General features: G+C 49.7%; 23 protein-coding genes and 2 pseudogenes. 5 read left to right on the forward strand and 20 right to left on the reverse strand.

The window, feature by feature from the left end:
- Positions 1-81: 81 nt before the first annotated feature.
- Both FDX04_RS11855 and cutC read left to right on the forward strand, forming a co-directional pair.
- Positions 82-648, forward strand: a complete 567-nt coding sequence (locus FDX04_RS11855; protein ID WP_137370962.1) for a VOC family protein — start codon at positions 82-84, stop codon at positions 646-648.
- A 2-nt stretch (positions 649-650) separates the two neighbouring features.
- On the forward strand, positions 651-1397 hold the full coding sequence (gene cutC, locus FDX04_RS11860; protein WP_061381099.1) for a copper homeostasis protein CutC: 747 nt from the start codon (positions 651-653) through the stop codon (positions 1395-1397).
- Between the two features lie 235 nt (positions 1398-1632).
- Here cutC and cmoB read toward each other — a convergent pair whose 3' ends face one another.
- The 20 genes and pseudogenes from cmoB to FDX04_RS11960 form a co-directional block, all read right to left on the reverse strand.
- On the reverse strand, positions 1633-2601 hold the full coding sequence (gene cmoB, locus FDX04_RS11865; protein WP_137370963.1) for a tRNA 5-methoxyuridine(34)/uridine 5-oxyacetic acid(34) synthase CmoB: 969 nt from the start codon (positions 2599-2601) through the stop codon (positions 1633-1635).
- Positions 2598-3341, reverse strand: a complete 744-nt coding sequence (cmoA, locus tag FDX04_RS11870) for a carboxy-S-adenosyl-L-methionine synthase CmoA (protein WP_042307799.1) — start codon at positions 3339-3341, stop codon at positions 2598-2600. Before cmoA ends, cmoB begins: the two co-directional genes overlap by 4 nt.
- A gap of 40 nt (positions 3342-3381) precedes the next feature.
- A complete protein-coding gene (locus FDX04_RS11875) occupies positions 3382-3777 on the reverse strand; it encodes an MAPEG family protein (protein WP_003833847.1) in 396 nt (131 codons plus the stop codon).
- A gap of 51 nt (positions 3778-3828) precedes the next feature.
- Entirely contained in the window at positions 3829-4602 is a 774-nt protein-coding gene (locus FDX04_RS11880) for a DUF72 domain-containing protein (RefSeq protein WP_137370964.1), read from the reverse strand.
- Entirely contained in the window at positions 4581-5894 is a 1314-nt protein-coding gene (locus tag FDX04_RS11885) for a site-specific integrase (protein WP_137370965.1), read from the reverse strand. The genes FDX04_RS11880 and FDX04_RS11885 overlap by 22 nt, the downstream gene beginning before the upstream one ends.
- A gap of 55 nt (positions 5895-5949) precedes the next feature.
- Positions 5950-6186: an excisionase family protein gene (locus FDX04_RS11890; protein ID WP_137370966.1), complete on the reverse strand. Its 237-nt coding sequence runs from the start codon at positions 6184-6186 to the stop codon at positions 5950-5952.
- Between the two features lie 228 nt (positions 6187-6414).
- Positions 6415-6573, reverse strand: a pseudogene (locus FDX04_RS24470) (ATPase); the annotation flags it as partial.
- A 467-nt stretch (positions 6574-7040) separates the two neighbouring features.
- Positions 7041-7253, reverse strand: coding sequence for a hypothetical protein (locus FDX04_RS24320; RefSeq protein WP_137370968.1), 213 nt, complete (start codon positions 7251-7253; stop codon positions 7041-7043).
- Positions 7250-7474, reverse strand: a complete 225-nt coding sequence (locus FDX04_RS11905) for a hypothetical protein (protein WP_047400042.1) — start codon at positions 7472-7474, stop codon at positions 7250-7252. Before FDX04_RS11905 ends, FDX04_RS24320 begins: the two co-directional genes overlap by 4 nt.
- On the reverse strand, positions 7471-8037 hold the full coding sequence (locus FDX04_RS11910; protein WP_137370969.1) for a hypothetical protein: 567 nt from the start codon (positions 8035-8037) through the stop codon (positions 7471-7473). The genes FDX04_RS11905 and FDX04_RS11910 overlap by 4 nt, the downstream gene beginning before the upstream one ends.
- Positions 8034-8864 (reverse strand): BRO family protein, encoded by an 831-nt coding sequence (locus tag FDX04_RS11915; RefSeq protein WP_137371002.1) that lies wholly within the window; start codon positions 8862-8864, stop codon positions 8034-8036. The genes FDX04_RS11910 and FDX04_RS11915 overlap by 4 nt, the downstream gene beginning before the upstream one ends.
- A gap of 11 nt (positions 8865-8875) precedes the next feature.
- On the reverse strand, positions 8876-9454 hold the full coding sequence (locus FDX04_RS11920; protein WP_137370970.1) for a hypothetical protein: 579 nt from the start codon (positions 9452-9454) through the stop codon (positions 8876-8878).
- The gene (locus tag FDX04_RS11925) at positions 9451-9873 is read right to left on the reverse strand and encodes a hypothetical protein (RefSeq protein WP_137370971.1); all 423 of its coding nucleotides are present in this window, start codon (positions 9871-9873) and stop codon (positions 9451-9453) included. The genes FDX04_RS11920 and FDX04_RS11925 overlap by 4 nt, the downstream gene beginning before the upstream one ends.
- A gap of 186 nt (positions 9874-10059) precedes the next feature.
- Positions 10060-10312: pseudogene (locus FDX04_RS24480) on the reverse strand (hypothetical protein).
- Positions 10312-10668: a hypothetical protein gene (locus FDX04_RS11935; protein ID WP_137370972.1), complete on the reverse strand. Its 357-nt coding sequence runs from the start codon at positions 10666-10668 to the stop codon at positions 10312-10314. Before FDX04_RS11935 ends, FDX04_RS24480 begins: the two are co-directional and overlap by 1 nt.
- Positions 10669-10673: 5 nt before the next feature.
- Entirely contained in the window at positions 10674-11057 is a 384-nt protein-coding gene (locus FDX04_RS11940) for a hypothetical protein (protein WP_212734322.1), read from the reverse strand.
- Positions 11058-11118: 61 nt separating this feature from the next.
- Positions 11119-11544, reverse strand: coding sequence for a hypothetical protein (locus FDX04_RS11945; RefSeq protein WP_137370973.1), 426 nt, complete (start codon positions 11542-11544; stop codon positions 11119-11121).
- Positions 11541-11732, reverse strand: coding sequence for a hypothetical protein (locus tag FDX04_RS11950; protein ID WP_137370974.1), 192 nt, complete (start codon positions 11730-11732; stop codon positions 11541-11543). The genes FDX04_RS11945 and FDX04_RS11950 overlap by 4 nt, the downstream gene beginning before the upstream one ends.
- Positions 11729-11932, reverse strand: a complete 204-nt coding sequence (locus tag FDX04_RS11955) for a hypothetical protein (RefSeq protein ID WP_016150507.1) — start codon at positions 11930-11932, stop codon at positions 11729-11731. Before FDX04_RS11955 ends, FDX04_RS11950 begins: the two co-directional genes overlap by 4 nt.
- A gap of 280 nt (positions 11933-12212) precedes the next feature.
- Positions 12213-12920, reverse strand: a complete 708-nt coding sequence (locus tag FDX04_RS11960; protein ID WP_016150506.1) for a helix-turn-helix transcriptional regulator — start codon at positions 12918-12920, stop codon at positions 12213-12215.
- 114 nt (positions 12921-13034) lie between these two features.
- Between FDX04_RS11960 and FDX04_RS24675 the strand changes: the two genes are divergently transcribed.
- From FDX04_RS24675 to FDX04_RS11975, 3 genes are read left to right on the forward strand one after another with little or no spacing between them, the layout of a single operon-like run.
- Positions 13035-13253, forward strand: a complete 219-nt coding sequence (locus FDX04_RS24675; RefSeq protein ID WP_032948000.1) for a carph-isopro domain-containing protein — start codon at positions 13035-13037, stop codon at positions 13251-13253.
- 1 nt (position 13254) lies between these two features.
- Positions 13255-13452, forward strand: a complete 198-nt coding sequence (locus FDX04_RS11970) for a DUF4222 domain-containing protein (RefSeq protein ID WP_080100505.1) — start codon at positions 13255-13257, stop codon at positions 13450-13452.
- On the forward strand, positions 13449-14372 hold the full coding sequence (locus tag FDX04_RS11975; RefSeq protein ID WP_137370975.1) for a helix-turn-helix domain-containing protein: 924 nt from the start codon (positions 13449-13451) through the stop codon (positions 14370-14372). The genes FDX04_RS11970 and FDX04_RS11975 overlap by 4 nt, the downstream gene beginning before the upstream one ends.
- Positions 14373-14394 lie beyond the last annotated feature (22 nt).

A 14394-nucleotide genomic window follows, 5' to 3' on the forward strand; every position in this document is an offset into this window, starting at 1 on the left:
GCGTTCGAAAAAAACAGCGGTTGGATGGCGCAGCGCAACAGAGTAAATTAGCGGCTTTGAACATGGATATGAGCTTTTATTATGGCGAACTGGCAAACAGTTGCAGAACTGCATGATATTTCCGCAGATTTACCGCATTTCGCGCAGGCGTTAACGGAACTTTCCACCCGTCTTGGTCTGGATGTCACACCGCTTGAAGCCGATCACATTTCTTTGCGTTGTCATCAAAATACTACCGCAGAGCGCTGGCGTCGTGGATTTGAGCAGTGCGGTGAATTATTGTCAGAGAACATCATCAATGGCAGACCCATTTGCCTGTTCAAACTCCATGAGCCGGTTTGCGTCCTGCACTGGACATTTTCTATCGTAGAGCTGCCGTGGCCGGGAGAAAAGCGTTATCCACATGAAGGTTGGGAACATATTGAGATTGTCCTGCCGGGAGATGCGGAGACGCTGAATGCGCGAGCGTTGGCGCTGCTTTCCGATCAAGGCCTGAGTCAGCCGGGCATCTTTGTGAAAACCAGCTCACCGAAAGGAGAGCGGGAGAGCTTACCGAATCCTACGCTGGCGGTCAGCGATGGCAGTGTGACGATAAAGTTTCATCCGTGGTCGATTGAAACCATTGTGGCAAGTGAGCGACAGGAGTGAACATGGCCTTACTGGAAGTTTGCTGTTACAGCATGGAATGCGCGCTTACGGCGCAGCAAAACGGCGCGGATCGCATTGAGCTTTGCGCGGCGCCCAAAGAAGGGGGCTTAACGCCGTCACTGGGCGTATTGCGTTCGGTTCGCCAGCATGTGGCTATTCCCGTCAACCCCATTATCCGCCCACGTGGAGGGGATTTTTGTTATACCGACGGTGAATTCGCGGCAATGCTGGATGATATTGCGATGGTCAGAGAACTGGGATTTCCAGGGCTGGTGACCGGTATTTTAGATGTGGATGGCAATGTCGATATGCCGCGCATGGAAAAAATAATGGCTGCTGCCGGTCCGCTGAATGTCACTTTTCATCGGGCGTTTGATATGTGCGCTAACCCACTCAATGCGCTACAAAAACTCTCTCAATTGGGCATCGCCAGGGTACTGACTTCCGGGCAAAAATCAGATGCAGTGCAAGGTTTAACAAAAATAATGGAACTTATTGCGCTGGCGGGTGCTCCAATCATTATGGCCGGAGCGGGGGTTCGCGCCTCGAATTTGTCCCTGTTCCTGGATGCTGGAGTGCAGGAAGTCCATAGTTCTGCCGGAGTATGGCTGGCTTCCCCAATGCGTTATCGCAATTCGGGGTTGTCGATGTCTTCGGATACGCAGGCGGATGAGTATTCTCGCTATGCGGTAGACGGAGCGGCGGTTGCTGAAATGAAAGCAATCATGGCACGCCATCAGGCCAGCTGATTTTTACCGTTGCATCATGTCGCCCAATATGATGCTTGCTCGTACCAGGCCCCTGCAATTTCAACAGGGGCCTTTTTTTCTCCTTCATATTTCAGGCCGCAGCAGCGTTGGCCGCCTCGCGCACCCCGGTCACGTAGTTATCTACACTCCCGGGGATTTGCTGCGTTGCCGCCATGCTGCAACTTGAACTATTTTGGAGAAACGGTGCTATACGTAACGGTCATTCGGCAATCCATTACGGTTTACGCGCAATCAATACCGCACGTAATGGGGCGGGGTAGCCTTCTACCGTTTTATTGTGGTCGTTCGGGTCGAGGAAATCGGCCAGCGATTCGGTTATCATCCACTCGGTGCGACGCTGCTCTTCGGTAGTGGTGACGCAGACATCGGCGATGCGTACATCAACAAATCCGCATTTTTCCAGCCAGTTTTTTAGCGCCAACGCAGACGGGATAAAATAGACGTTACGCATCTGCGCGTAGCGGTCACCCGGCACCAGTACGGTATTTTCATCACCCTCGACTACCAGCGTTTCCAGTACCAGTTCACCCTCTTTAACCAACTGATCTTTCAACTGCCACAGGTGTTCCAGCGGGGAACGTCGATGATACAGCACGCCCATGGAAAACACGGTATCAAAGGCGTTGAGCGCCGGAAGCTGTTCAATACCCAGCGGCAGCAGATGCGCACGCTGATCGTTGCCCAGCAGTTTACGCACCGCTTCAAACTGGCACAGGAACAATTGCGTAGGATCGATGCCAACCGCCAGGTGCGCGCCCGCGCCAATCATACGCCACATGTGATATCCGCTGCCGCAGCCGACATCGAGAATGGTACGCCCGGTAAGATCCGATAAATGCGGCAGGACGCGATCCCATTTCCAGTCTGAGCGCCATTCGGTATCGATATTGACGCCGTACAGCGAGTATGGCCCTTTCCGCCATGGCATCAGGTTCCGCATCAGAGTGTCGATGCGTTTGAGTTGACCGTCGCTGAGCGGTTGCTCGCTTTCTGCGGTGACGCTATGCAGTAAGTCCAGACGATACGGCGTTAACTCTGGCAAAAACTCCACCGCATTCGACCACTGCTTAAATAAGCCATGCTGATCGCGCTGCCAGGCAGCGATTTGCGCCGGAAGCGTTTCCAGCCAATGGGAAAGGTGATTTTTGGCAATCAGTTGATAAAAGTTACCAAAGTCGATCATGCGCTGACCTCAGCTTTCAGCGCCACCAGGGAACCAAAGTTGAAGCACTGGAACCACAATTCGCTGTGCTCAAAACCAGCCTGATGCAGTCGCGCTTTGTGTGTTTCTACGGAGTCGGTCAACATCACGTTCTCCAGCATGCTGCGCTTCTGGCTGATTTCCAGTTCGCTATAACCATTTGCGCGTTTGAAGTCGTGGTGCATGTTGAACAGCAGCTCGCCAACTTGAGCGTCTTCGAAACTGAATTTTTCCGACAGCACCAGCGCGCCACCGGGATTCAGTCCCTGATAAATCTTATCCAACAATGCCTGGCGCTCTGCTGGCTCAAGGAACTGCAGGGTAAAATTCAGCACCACCATCGAGGCGTTTTCGAGAGTAATGTCGCGAATATCGCCTTCGATGACTTCAACCGGAGTAGGGGCCTTATAAGCGTCAATATGGCGACGGCAGCGCTCCACCATCGCCGGGGAATTATCAATGGCAATAATTTTGCAATTCTCGTGATGAATATTGCGACGCACTGAGAGCGTCGCCGCGCCCAGAGAGCAGCCGAGATCGTAGACCTGCGTGTTGGGTTGGACGAAACGTTCGGCCAGCATGCCAATCATCGAAATGATATTGGAGTAGCCGGGAACGGAACGCTGGATCATATCCGGGAAGACTTCAGCTACCCGTTCATCAAAGGTCCAGTCACCCAGACTGGCGATAGGCGCAGAAAAAAGCGTGTCGCGGTGAGACATAACGTAAAAATCCGGGAAAAATAAAGTGGCGTATTGTGCGCTAATGCAGGGAGAAAACCAACTCCCAGGGCATATACCAAAGATTCGCCAGCACCATTAGCAACAGCGAACACCAGGTCGCGCTCATGCCTGAACGCCGCCAGCGGAAAAGCCGGTGGTGGAATCCGTAATAATGCATCAGTCGTCCGGCAATCAACATCAGTCCGCAAATATGCACCATCCACGTTTCTGCGCCGTTCATTTCCATAAATAACAACAGCACTAACGCGACAGGAATATACTCCACCGCATTACCATGAATACGGATAGCGCTTTGCAGTTCGCTAAAACCACCGTCACCATAAGCAACGCGGTACTGCATACGCAGGCGAACGACGTCAAATGAGAACTTTATTAACAATAACGCACCCAATACGGCATAAAGCGCGCTTACCATACAAACTCCCTTTAAAATGGCAGATGGCACTGTCTATGATAGGTGGCAATTTCAGAAAAGAGAAGATTGCTGTGGAATAGACGGTGCTGATCCGATCTCTGGCAGGGCGCTACGTAAATCTGCCCATAGCGTGTCTACCAGCTCCGGGGCCTGCGCGATATCCGGCGTATGCAAAAATAAATATGGCGTCGTAGATTGATGCCACAGCGACAGTTTATTTAACCAAACGGCAAATAACTGCCGGTTTTGTGCCATATCATCGCTACCGATAAAACGCACCATCGGATGATTGGCCGTTACCACTGCATGAACCGGAACCTTCGGTTTCTTACGCTGGGCCTCGCGTATCGCTTCAGTATGTGGGATGGCGGCATGCACCGGGCGACTGTCCAGGATAACCCTATTTACACCTCGCTCATGCAGGCCGCGATTCAGTTGCTGCTCGGCTTCGCCTTTGGCAAAGAAATCCGGATGGCGAACTTCGACACCGTAGGTAAAAGATTTGGGGAGCGCATCAAGAAACGGCCACAGAGCGGACAGGTCGCGTGGGGCAAAGGTGGCGGGTAATTGCAACCAGTATTGCCCGATGCGCGCTTCCAGCGGCGACATGCGCGTTAAAAATTCCTGTACCAAATCATCACAGTTACGCAACGCGGCCTGATGTGAAATGGTGGCCGGAAACTTAAAACAAAATCGAAACGCATCGGTGGTTTGTGCATGCCAGCGGGTGACAATCTCGGCTTTTGGCAGCGCATACAGCGTGGTATTGCCCTCCACACAGTTAACATGACGGGCGTTAGGGGTTAACTTACTGATTTTAATAATCCTCCCGTACTGTTCTCGTTGCTATGGGGCATCAATGGGGCAAAATCGGCCAGCTTCTGATTCAGCATTGCGATCTGCTCTGCGCTGCTGTCAGCCATCCATGCACCGTAAACATTGAACACCATCTGGGCGCTCGCGTGCCCCATCTGACTGGCAATAAAACTCGGGTTTGCACCAGCAGATAATGACCAGCACGCATAGGTATGTCGTGACTGGTACGCCTTTCTGTGTCTGATTCCCGCGCGCTTTAGTGCCGCTTCCCATGAGTCGCCTACTGAATCGACCCGGTAGATAAATCCGACCTGCTTACTGCGTCTGACCACATGCGGGTTAAAGACGAATGTACACTCATGGTTCACCGAACGGCCATACTCACGTAACTGAACTTCAATGTGATGTTGCCTGCCCAGCCTTGTCATTTCAGCCTGATTTTTCAGGATACTGATTGCGGGCTGGATAAGATGCACCACCCGATCTGTGCTTGCCTCGGTTTTTGGTAGAGTGAACTCACCAAGTTTCGTATAATTACGCCTGATGGTAATTGTTCCAGCGTTCAGATCGATATCTTCCCAGGCCAGGGAGACCAGTTCCCCGTGACGCATTCCTGTGTACACTGCTAATGACCACAGGTTTTTCGTCTGCTGATGCCGGCATGCATCTATCAGGCGAATAAATTCGTCTCGAGTTAGCGGATCTGGCTCTGCCCTGGCTTTTTTCAGAGGCTTAATTCCTTCGAATGGGTTCACCTCTAAGTAACCGTGATCCGCAGCAAACTGAAACATTCCGGCCATTGTCGTCATGTAATAGTTCACAGTAACAACGCTTCGCCCCTTTGTTGGTTTTTTGCCATTACCCGGATTTTGATAACCAGTCAGCAATTCTTTCCTGAGGTACAGCAGTTCCTCTTTGGCCACCGATGTCACCAGTCGCCCTCCGCCAATCCGCGGCACTACATTCCGTACTACCGACTCATACCGATTAAACGCATTCGCGCAGATTTCCATCCGTTTCAGATCCAGCCATTTTTCCTCAAGCTCTTTCACTGTAATGTCTTTTTTACATATACCGAAAGACTTGAGGTTAGGGGAGTCAGGAAACTGTGCTGCATAGTCAAAGGTTCCTGTGCGGATGGCAAAGCATACTGAAATCCGCAATTCCCCGGCTATCTTCCTGTTCTTAGCGGTGTCAGGGACACCGAGACTTTCCCTGACACGCTTACCTTTAAAATTAAACCAGATGCGCAGACTGCCACCGTGGTTTTCGACGCCTGTTGGATATGTGACTTTATCCATTGATACCTCCAGACGCCCAAGAGCGATATGAGCTTACCTTTTTCATGGCATCAAATCACCCTGGCTGTTTGTTTTTCATCGAAGCCACCCAGGCATCGACCGCTTTACGGTTGTACATGCATTCACTTGATGGCTTCGGGTTACCATCTGGTGAAACGTGGATATATTCCCGGCCAACCATCCAGCACTCTTTTCTTGCCCGGAGGATGGTGCCGGGCTTGAGCCCGGTAACCGCGATAAGAACGCTTTCACAAACCCACTCGTTAGGGGATAACTGAATAACATTGTTCATATACCCACCTCACACCACAGTCAGGCCACGGCAGTGGCACCACACATCAAACATACGTTTAACCACTTCCCGGCAGTAGAATCCTTCCTGATCCCTCGAGAGGTCGTAGCGGTTTCCGTACCGTTGGCGCACCCATATTTCAAATGCCTTATTCATGACCACTCCACATCAACACCACAGTGAAACAGATGCATACAATGCAAATCCCAATAGCTGTCGGCCAGTTCATCACTTCACCTCCACGTCGCTCCCGGCAATGACACAAGCTCGCTCGATAGCTTCTTTCACCCAGCGCTTATAGGTTTCCGGGTGGAATATTTCGCTATTTCCGGTGCCGCTCCAGAACGCCTTTGACGTGATATCTGGCAGGGAGATAGTCAGAGTTTTCTTCCCGATACCTCCAGAGCTTTCGCAAAAAGTTAATGCGTCGCGTAGTTCTTTAACGCACGCGTAGTTTTCTGCTTTATCAGGATCACCGGTACGATGTTCCGCTTCTTGCCTGCACCATTTGATGACTTTCTCAGCGGCTTCATGGAGGCGCTGGCGCTGCCAGTCATATGTGTCAATCAACCCATTGGCACGGTCTCTGCTGCTTATCAATTCAGCTACATGGCATTCAGAATCAATCAGGTTGCTTTCCGCAGAAGACAGGGCTTGTTTTAGTCGCTCAATCTCAGTGGCCATGTAGTAACCGGTTTTGCTCCAGGTATCCACATCATCGCCGGTCATATCCGGTTCCATCGTCGCCATCAGAACGGCGTCGTGATAATCCTGGCTGCCGCTGGTGATCGCAACGGCGTAGGAGTCACTGTTTTCGCGCTTATGGATAAGCACGACAGGGTTATTAATTTTGCTCATTCCGTAGCCTCCCGCTCAGCTTCGATGATGGCATCTACAGCCATCACCAGAGTTCTGGCTAGGTCGTCGTAATCCTGCCATGCATTATTGCTAAAAAAATTCGTGAGCATTACCGGCGCTATCTGCACAACGAGGTGCTGGCGATAGGTCATGCCACGGGGAGTATCGATGCGCGGGCATGGGTAAGCTGAATGTTGGCCTTTGCTCATCGTGTCGCCTCTCGTTGAATTGTCTTGTAGGCTCGCAACATATCGCGAGATTTTCCGGACAAAACCGTCTTCATGAAGAACATTCCACTGCGGTTTGCAACTATTCCTGGTGTGCAGAGCAGCGTGGCGTCTACCACGCGGTTATGTTTACGGAACTCAAACACAGTGCTGGTGATCACGATGTTCGCTACGGCGCCATAGTCCTGATATTCGATTTTCATGCCAGATGCTCCTCAATAATTTTGAAAGCATCATCACGGCATGGCATCACGACGAACTCAGGATTACCGTATGCAGTGTTGATCACTGGATCGAACTGAATGCGTACCGCTCCAGCCTCACCGGAAGGGCGTAACTGGATGGGAATAAACTTCCGCTCGCGACCAAACATCTTTTCCGGATAACTGAGGTATTCAGCCTGGATAACCGGATTGATACTGAAATCCACTTTTTTCGGGATGACGCGTTCCATATCAGGAAAGCGACCATCAACAAGTTTGATGCCGGTGATCGAAATCCGGCGTTCGAATGCGTCGCGGTGAATGGCAAACGCTTCTTTGTTAAATACCAGTTCAGTGGTTTCCGCTTTCGCCGGAACCAGCCCTTCAAACTGGACGATGATGTTTTTCTTCGTCCGGATGCCGTGCTCCATGCGCAGGGCTACATGCCCGTTAGTCGACTCGATATATTTCGGAGTGATGTGCACACCATTCAGGTAGTAACGGACATCATTTTTTGCTGCGCATACCAGAGCTGCGCGAATGAGTTTCGACTGGAGGATCATGCTTCCACCTCCACGAAGATCTCTTTCGGATCCTTACGCAGAACGAAGCCACCAAATTCAGGATGTTGCCAGCGCTTGCGTTTACCGCTTGGGCGAACGGATTCTTCCAGCAGCACCTGAAATGCGCGAATGAACGATTCACGATGTACGCACAGCCCACGAACTCCCGGCAACTGTCTGGAGGGCAGGTTTGCGAACTGAACAAGACGACGGCACGAAGGATCGGACAGACTGGTTTCCCATGACACTTTGTGTACCGGAACGAATTCGGCATCGGTATGCACGAATTCAGTCGAACTAATGCGCCGTTGTGGTAGAGAGGAAGATACTGGCGAAGCAGCAACCAGGTTGGTGCCACTCACTTCCATTACTGCTTTCATCGTCGCTGATGCGGTTGCTTCGGCCACAACACGGGCCAGCGAAAGAATGTCATGGTTCATGCTGATTTCCTGCTGGTGTGATTTAGCTACTGGCACTTCTTTGCTGTATGTGCCTGTGGTCATGATGGCAGGGAGTACATCTTCACAAACCCAGTCCTGTACGCGTTCAGCCGATGGAAGCTGGCTTCGCAGGATAAGGCGGAACAAGTCGGCCTGACCAGCAAGCTGAGTACCGCGCGGTTTTTCACCAAACCCCAATTCTAACGATTCGTTATAATCAAGTTTAATCAATGCCTTGCAGTGGTCTTTCAGTGCTTTTGCTGGGTTCGTATACCCAAGCGACTTAGCCAATTCAACTGCGTCAAATGCTGGTTTTCCTTCGTAGAGGACCCCACTCATCGAAAAATCGAGCTCTTCTGAACTAAATGTCATCAGCTGGTTATTCATCATCAGTTCCCTCAGTGCATAACAGGCATTTCTGGCATGCCGCTGGTTTTAATCATTCCGATGTAGTCATCGTGAAGCATCTCAAGCCCCTCTCGTCCAAAGGGTGACATCCTGAATCCGTCTTCTGGATCTGCAATCACCATGTCCTGATACATGCGAAGGGCAAGGGCTGAACCATCGCAAACTCCATATTTCTCGATGGCAATGCCTTCCACATGGTTGGCGAGAGAAAAACGCAGCGGACCGGGATAGATACTCAAATTTCCTTTCTTGCCCGAATAGATCACTGCGATATCAACACCACCGTCTTCGTTCGGGATTTCGATAGTGCCGTTCTTATCCTTCTCTTCGTTGATGAATACCGTTGCTACCAGCCAGCGCCACAGAATGAGTTCTTTCTCTGTGCCTAAAGAAACCCAACCAACTGCCACGGCATCCATAATGCAGGCCAACCAACGCAGCCCCTCTGAGTTGCGGAAGTCAAAGCGCGGACCATCGAATTGTTTAACCGCACCAGACCAGCCAATTACGCGGCTTCCGATCTTGATGCCGTTTGGCGAAGTTTCTGGCGCGTCGTAATTGCTGCTCATCGAATACCCTCCGGTTTACTGGCCTGTAGTTCGTCAACCTCTTTAACGAAGCGGTCGTGCATGGCGTCCCACTTCTCACACCATTTCCGCATTTCGCGCTTACGGGTCAGGATTCGGCGCAGTCGGCGAACGCAGCGCTGGTGAGCTCCGATGTACTCAACAGTTGCGCCTCCTCGCTGCCAGCAATTCAACTCTGGATTGAGAGGGTGAACGGCCTGCACATCCGGGTAGCGCAGCTCAAAACCAGAACGCCTGAAAGCTTCGGTGGTCATGAAGAACGCCAGATAGCGGATCGCCGTATCGCGGCTGAAGCAGCGCTTCATGCGCCCATGCCGCATAGCGACGAACAGGTTGCCCACAGGCGTATGGTGAATCTGAAATGCCAGGTCAATCGCGCTGGCGGTGCGGTTGTCGATCATCTGTCTTTCTCCCGGTTATAAGTTTCATGGCTCATTACTTCCCAGTTGCGTCCGTCGTCTTTCGATAGCAGCCTCCAGCGCGGATTAACCTTCAGACTGAGAAATCCGGTGCGTCGCATTCGTCGTGCATATACTCGTTTCCGTCGGTATCGCAGCAGGACCTGCATCGCCTGCAGGTGTACGCGTTCAGGTATTCGAATTGCTGTCAGTGCCACCAGTTAGCTCCTGTATACGTAACCCGGCTTCGCGAGCCATTTCGATAAAAGTGTCCAGTGCGCAAATATGTTCGTCGTCGAGCAGCCGGCGGTCGCATGTCACACGCCCTTTTTCGATGTAAAGAACCACGCGGCCGGTGAAATCCGGAAGCACATGCAGATCCACGTTGAGGACTGGGGGGGGGGATCTGCATTCCGTGCATAATTGTTTGTTGTGAGGCCATCAGTTAATTCCTCCGCAGATGTATTTCTCTTTTGCGTGTTTAACCAATTCAGAAAATATTTCGTCAACAATCATCTTTCCGGTTTCGGTCAGATATTCGGTGTGTCCATTGATATCGACACTTTTCATATATGTCTGGCGAAGAAATGTTTCCGCTTCTGTGTTGAATTCAGTCCGAGCCTGTTTTTCGAAACGCAGCAAAAGTTTCAGCATTGATTCTTCGTTAATCTCGATAACCTGAATATTGTCATCGGGCATATTTACGGAGATGCAATAACCACCCGTCTTGCGCTTCATTCGGTTTAATGCCGCAATAGCAATACGGCGGCGATAAATTTCAATGGTGTTGTTTTTCATTGTCATTACCGCCCGTAAGCCTTGCGCAGAAAAAGGTTTGCAATATGCAGATAACTATTTCCATAAGAGGCAAAAAGTTTTGCAGTATTGTGTGCTGCTTTATCTTTCAGAAACGTCATTATTGCCCCCCCCTTTGAGGTGTTCTCCATGGTCATTTGGGTCATGAAGCAAAGCTCATTAAGTAATGAGGTGAATCTTCCTGCTACCTTCACATCAGTGCGTGTGATTGCTGGCATAAGTAACTGGGTAAATTCAGCACGGAGTTCATGTGCATATTTATTGGCACACTCTGCTGTTTTGTGGGCTTTGTTTATGTAAAGAATGTCGTCATCCTGATTGGCTGGATGGGCTTTGTTATTCACGACTTCATTTCTGACGATAATATTCATTTGCATTTCCTCAGGGTGAGTGATGTCCCACCAATTAAGGCGTTAATTATTTATTGGCTAATTACGAGTTTATTTTTTCAGCTTTCTTGCTGATTACTTCTTGTAGCTCGTCGAGCTTTTCAAAAACGATAGTCAGAGTTCCTATTGCAGATAATTCCTGCGGAATACAGTCCATCGCATTACAAACCGCCATCTTGCAGTTTCCGGCTTCTGTAGCCCAGTTGTTAAGCATGCCAGACGTTAATCTCTTGCTTGTCCCTGCGGATGAATTATTGGCGCTGGCGTTCCGGGTAATGCTTTCCTGGGGTAGCATAGTGACGTATTCATTAACACCATCCAGAGTTTTCTGCATTGAACGAATAAGGCATGCAATTGCGTTACCGGCTTCTGGCGGAAGCTCGTAGTTACGATAAATAACCTCAAGTAACGAGGTATTTTCCACAATATCAGCCGCGACACTTTCGACTATTTCAACTGGTGTTTTCATTTTCTATTCTCCATTGCGTAATCGTGCGCAGCTTCGGCGTATTGCTTTGCTAAGCAAAGAATACAATCACCAAGATCAGACTTTTCTTCGATATCGATAACCGAAATAATTAATCCAGTTTCAATCATCGCGGCTATCTGATGAAAAGCGGCTTCCGGTTCGAGGGTGAGGCCTTTAAAGGTTTTCATTGGCGTTTCTCAGATTCGTTCTGGTGGGCCTCATTTGCATAATTACAAACAAATGCAAGGAGGGTGTCGCTGATTTCACGATACTTGTCATCGTTAGTTGCAGATAACAAACTAGCAGCTTCAATGATTAAGGACATATTCTTGAAAGCATCGCGTGGGCGAGTGGATAGCCCCTTAAATGTTTTTATCGCTTCTGTCATTTCCTATCACCTCTGCGTTAACTCGATAGGTGAATGATAGAACTTGCTATTACTTATTGCAATAGGTATTGCTATATGTATTGCTATTATTTTTTATGTGATTGATATCAAGAATAAAAAACAGGTATTGGCATTTGTTGAATTGCGGATAGCGTCCAACGTTGTGAAATTATGTGGGGCTGAATAGGTAGCGAGTGAGGTAAATAAAAACCCGGCACGGCGGCCGGGTTGGACTCTATTCACTTTCTGTTGCTGGGAGTGTCATTGTCTTTTCCCTGGTTTAACCATGCTTTCTGTACGTCTGTGGCATGCTGCCGATCACCTTTCCGAATATGAATATTTTGTTCATCTCTTCTTTCTCGATTGGGTCCCATGGTCGATAGGTATGGTTGTCAGAGATAACCAAGAGCTTGTCTTTCATCTTCTGCAAACGCTTAACGTGCGACGTATCGTCGTATATGAATGCGTAAATACCGTCGCCGTCAAAGTGTTGAACGCTGATATCGACGAAAAGCAGATCACCAGGCTCAATTGTTCCGGACATGCTATCGCCGCGAACGTTGATGATGCGTATCTGTTCCTGTTTTCGTCCGTTAAACATTTGACGTGCATCTTCAACTGAGTATTCCACGGAGCGCAACACCTCCACGAATTCGCTGTTAATTATTCCTGGGCCTGCACTAACCGTGAGGTCTAGTACGTCAACTCTGAAGATGTTTGGGTCTGTTTTGTTGGTAATTTCGGAGGTTGCTCGTTTGGCATCAACTCTCATTGGACCAGTCCCGTTTGACAACCACTCCGAGCGAACACCTAAAGCATTCGCTATTTCAACGATTTTTGTTGTTCCTCTGGCATTGCCAGATGTTATGCGCCATATGGTTGGCTGAGCCATATCTGCTGCTTTGGCTAATTGCCCTTGGCTCATGCCCATCTCATTCATTGCGTAATTAAGTCTGTCAGCCAGTGTCTTAAGTTTACTCTCTTGCATTTTTATAGCCTCCGCTATTGCATTCTAGTCTCGCATGATAAACAAGTCTATTGCTCATTCCAATAGCAATTGCTATTATGAATCGATAGCAATCATATGGGGTGGGTAAAAAAAATGAAATCAGCAATTGAGAGAGCTATTGACGCTGCTGGCGGGGTTAATGCTTTAGCCCGCGCGATAGGTGTTAAGCAGCCATCCGTTTCTCGCTGGAGGAAGGTTGGTGTTGTTGGGGTGGATCATGTGCCTGATGTTTCAGCTTTGACTGGAATCCCAGCGTATGAGTTAAGGCCGGATAAACCTAAATTATTCCCACATCCCTCCTCAGAGGTGTGACATGTCACACGCGAACACATCACAAGATCCGATTAAGTCACTCGATATCGATTATCGCGATCCGCGAGGTGTTGTTGTGCATGTCACCGGATGGAACCGGGAAAAGCAGCAGGTTTATTTCACTCGGCCCGGATACCCGCATGAGTGCATGCAACCGGTCTGGAAGTTTCAACAGTATTTCAAGAGGTTAACATCATGAGCAGCAAACTACAGGGCTATGTCTGGGATGCCTGCGCTGTTTCTGGTGTCAAGGGGACGCGGCTAATGGTTATGGTACGCCTGGCTGATTATTCCAGTGATGATGGGAAAAGCTATCCTGGCATAAAAACCATTGCCCGCCAACTTGGCGCGGGGGAGAGCACCATACGAACAGCCATTGCTGAACTTGAATCAGAGAAATGGCTTCGACGTGAGAATCGCCGGAATGGTAACCGCAATACATCAAATATGTACTTTCTGAATGTCGAAAAACTTGAAGAAATTGCACTTCGGGAGAGATCTGCTCTTCGTCTGGAACGACGCAAAAACAACCATTTTGACCCGTCAGATTCTGACGTATCGGATTCTGACAAGTCAGATTTTGACGCGTCAGAAATGAGTGGCTCAAGTGCACTTGACCCGTCAGATTCTGGCAAAAACAACCATTTTGACCCGTCAGATTCTGGGGGACATGATCCACAAGGTTTAAAACATGATCCACAAGTAAAAGATCATGAACCACAAGAAGTGCGCGCAAAGCGCCAGAAAAAATCTTCTTTCGACCCTGCATGGCTAAAACCTGAAAACGTCAGCGCTGAAATCTGGCTGGACTGGATTAAATTTCGCCGGGAGAAGCGTCAACCGCTGACGGAAACAACCTGCGCATACCAGGCTAAGCAGCTTGCAGGCCATCAGAATGCCGATGAAGTGATCCGACGCTCAATTGCTGGAGGCTGGCAGGGATTGTTCCCGGATCGTGTGCCCAACAAGCCCGCAATGTCACTAGCTGAAAACGAAACGCTGACCGCAAGTCAACCGCCAGTTGGGTCATGGTGCACACCATCTGGAGATGGAACAGCGGAGGTATTTATCAACCAGGCCGCTATCGAGCGCATGAAGCGCGGTGGGTATCGCCAATGAAACCATTCCTCAAGAGCGTGCT

The organism is Citrobacter sp. wls615 (assembly GCF_005281355.1).
GTDB lineage: Bacteria > Pseudomonadota > Gammaproteobacteria > Enterobacterales > Enterobacteriaceae > Citrobacter > Citrobacter werkmanii.

What these genes read in the sequence shown, in the direction of transcription:
- FDX04_RS11935 (WP_137370972.1), bottom strand. Translation starts at nt 10,668, where the DNA reads ATGAAAAACAACACCATTGAAATTTATCGCCGCCGTATTGCTATTGCG.
- FDX04_RS11885 (WP_137370965.1), bottom strand. Translation starts at nt 5,894, where the DNA reads ATGGATAAAGTCACATATCCAACAGGCGTCGAAAACCACGGTGGCAGT.
- cmoA (WP_042307799.1), bottom strand. Translation starts at nt 3,341, where the DNA reads ATGTCTCACCGCGACACGCTTTTTTCTGCGCCTATCGCCAGTCTGGGT.
- FDX04_RS24675 (WP_032948000.1), top strand. Translation starts at nt 13,035, where the DNA reads ATGAAATCAGCAATTGAGAGAGCTATTGACGCTGCTGGCGGGGTTAAT.
- FDX04_RS11855 (WP_137370962.1), top strand. Translation starts at nt 82, where the DNA reads ATGGCGAACTGGCAAACAGTTGCAGAACTGCATGATATTTCCGCAGAT.
- FDX04_RS11920 (WP_137370970.1), bottom strand. Translation starts at nt 9,454, where the DNA reads ATGAGCAGCAATTACGACGCGCCAGAAACTTCGCCAAACGGCATCAAG.
- FDX04_RS11970 (WP_080100505.1), top strand. Translation starts at nt 13,255, where the DNA reads ATGTCACACGCGAACACATCACAAGATCCGATTAAGTCACTCGATATC.
- FDX04_RS24320 (WP_137370968.1), bottom strand. Translation starts at nt 7,253, where the DNA reads ATGAGCAAAGGCCAACATTCAGCTTACCCATGCCCGCGCATCGATACT.
- FDX04_RS11905 (WP_047400042.1), bottom strand. Translation starts at nt 7,474, where the DNA reads ATGAAAATCGAATATCAGGACTATGGCGCCGTAGCGAACATCGTGATC.
- cutC (WP_061381099.1), top strand. Translation starts at nt 651, where the DNA reads ATGGCCTTACTGGAAGTTTGCTGTTACAGCATGGAATGCGCGCTTACG.
- cmoB (WP_137370963.1), bottom strand. Translation starts at nt 2,601, where the DNA reads ATGATCGACTTTGGTAACTTTTATCAACTGATTGCCAAAAATCACCTT.
- FDX04_RS11875 (WP_003833847.1), bottom strand. Translation starts at nt 3,777, where the DNA reads ATGGTAAGCGCGCTTTATGCCGTATTGGGTGCGTTATTGTTAATAAAG.
- FDX04_RS11975 (WP_137370975.1), top strand. Translation starts at nt 13,449, where the DNA reads ATGAGCAGCAAACTACAGGGCTATGTCTGGGATGCCTGCGCTGTTTCT.
- FDX04_RS11910 (WP_137370969.1), bottom strand. Translation starts at nt 8,037, where the DNA reads ATGATCCTCCAGTCGAAACTCATTCGCGCAGCTCTGGTATGCGCAGCA.
- FDX04_RS11940 (WP_212734322.1), bottom strand. Translation starts at nt 11,057, where the DNA reads ATGAATATTATCGTCAGAAATGAAGTCGTGAATAACAAAGCCCATCCA.
- FDX04_RS11925 (WP_137370971.1), bottom strand. Translation starts at nt 9,873, where the DNA reads ATGATCGACAACCGCACCGCCAGCGCGATTGACCTGGCATTTCAGATT.
- FDX04_RS11950 (WP_137370974.1), bottom strand. Translation starts at nt 11,732, where the DNA reads ATGAAAACCTTTAAAGGCCTCACCCTCGAACCGGAAGCCGCTTTTCAT.
- FDX04_RS11915 (WP_137371002.1), bottom strand. Translation starts at nt 8,864, where the DNA reads ATGAATAACCAGCTGATGACATTTAGTTCAGAAGAGCTCGATTTTTCG.
- FDX04_RS11890 (WP_137370966.1), bottom strand. Translation starts at nt 6,186, where the DNA reads ATGAACAATGTTATTCAGTTATCCCCTAACGAGTGGGTTTGTGAAAGC.
- FDX04_RS11960 (WP_016150506.1), bottom strand. Translation starts at nt 12,920, where the DNA reads ATGCAAGAGAGTAAACTTAAGACACTGGCTGACAGACTTAATTACGCA.
- FDX04_RS11945 (WP_137370973.1), bottom strand. Translation starts at nt 11,544, where the DNA reads ATGAAAACACCAGTTGAAATAGTCGAAAGTGTCGCGGCTGATATTGTG.
- FDX04_RS11955 (WP_016150507.1), bottom strand. Translation starts at nt 11,932, where the DNA reads ATGACAGAAGCGATAAAAACATTTAAGGGGCTATCCACTCGCCCACGC.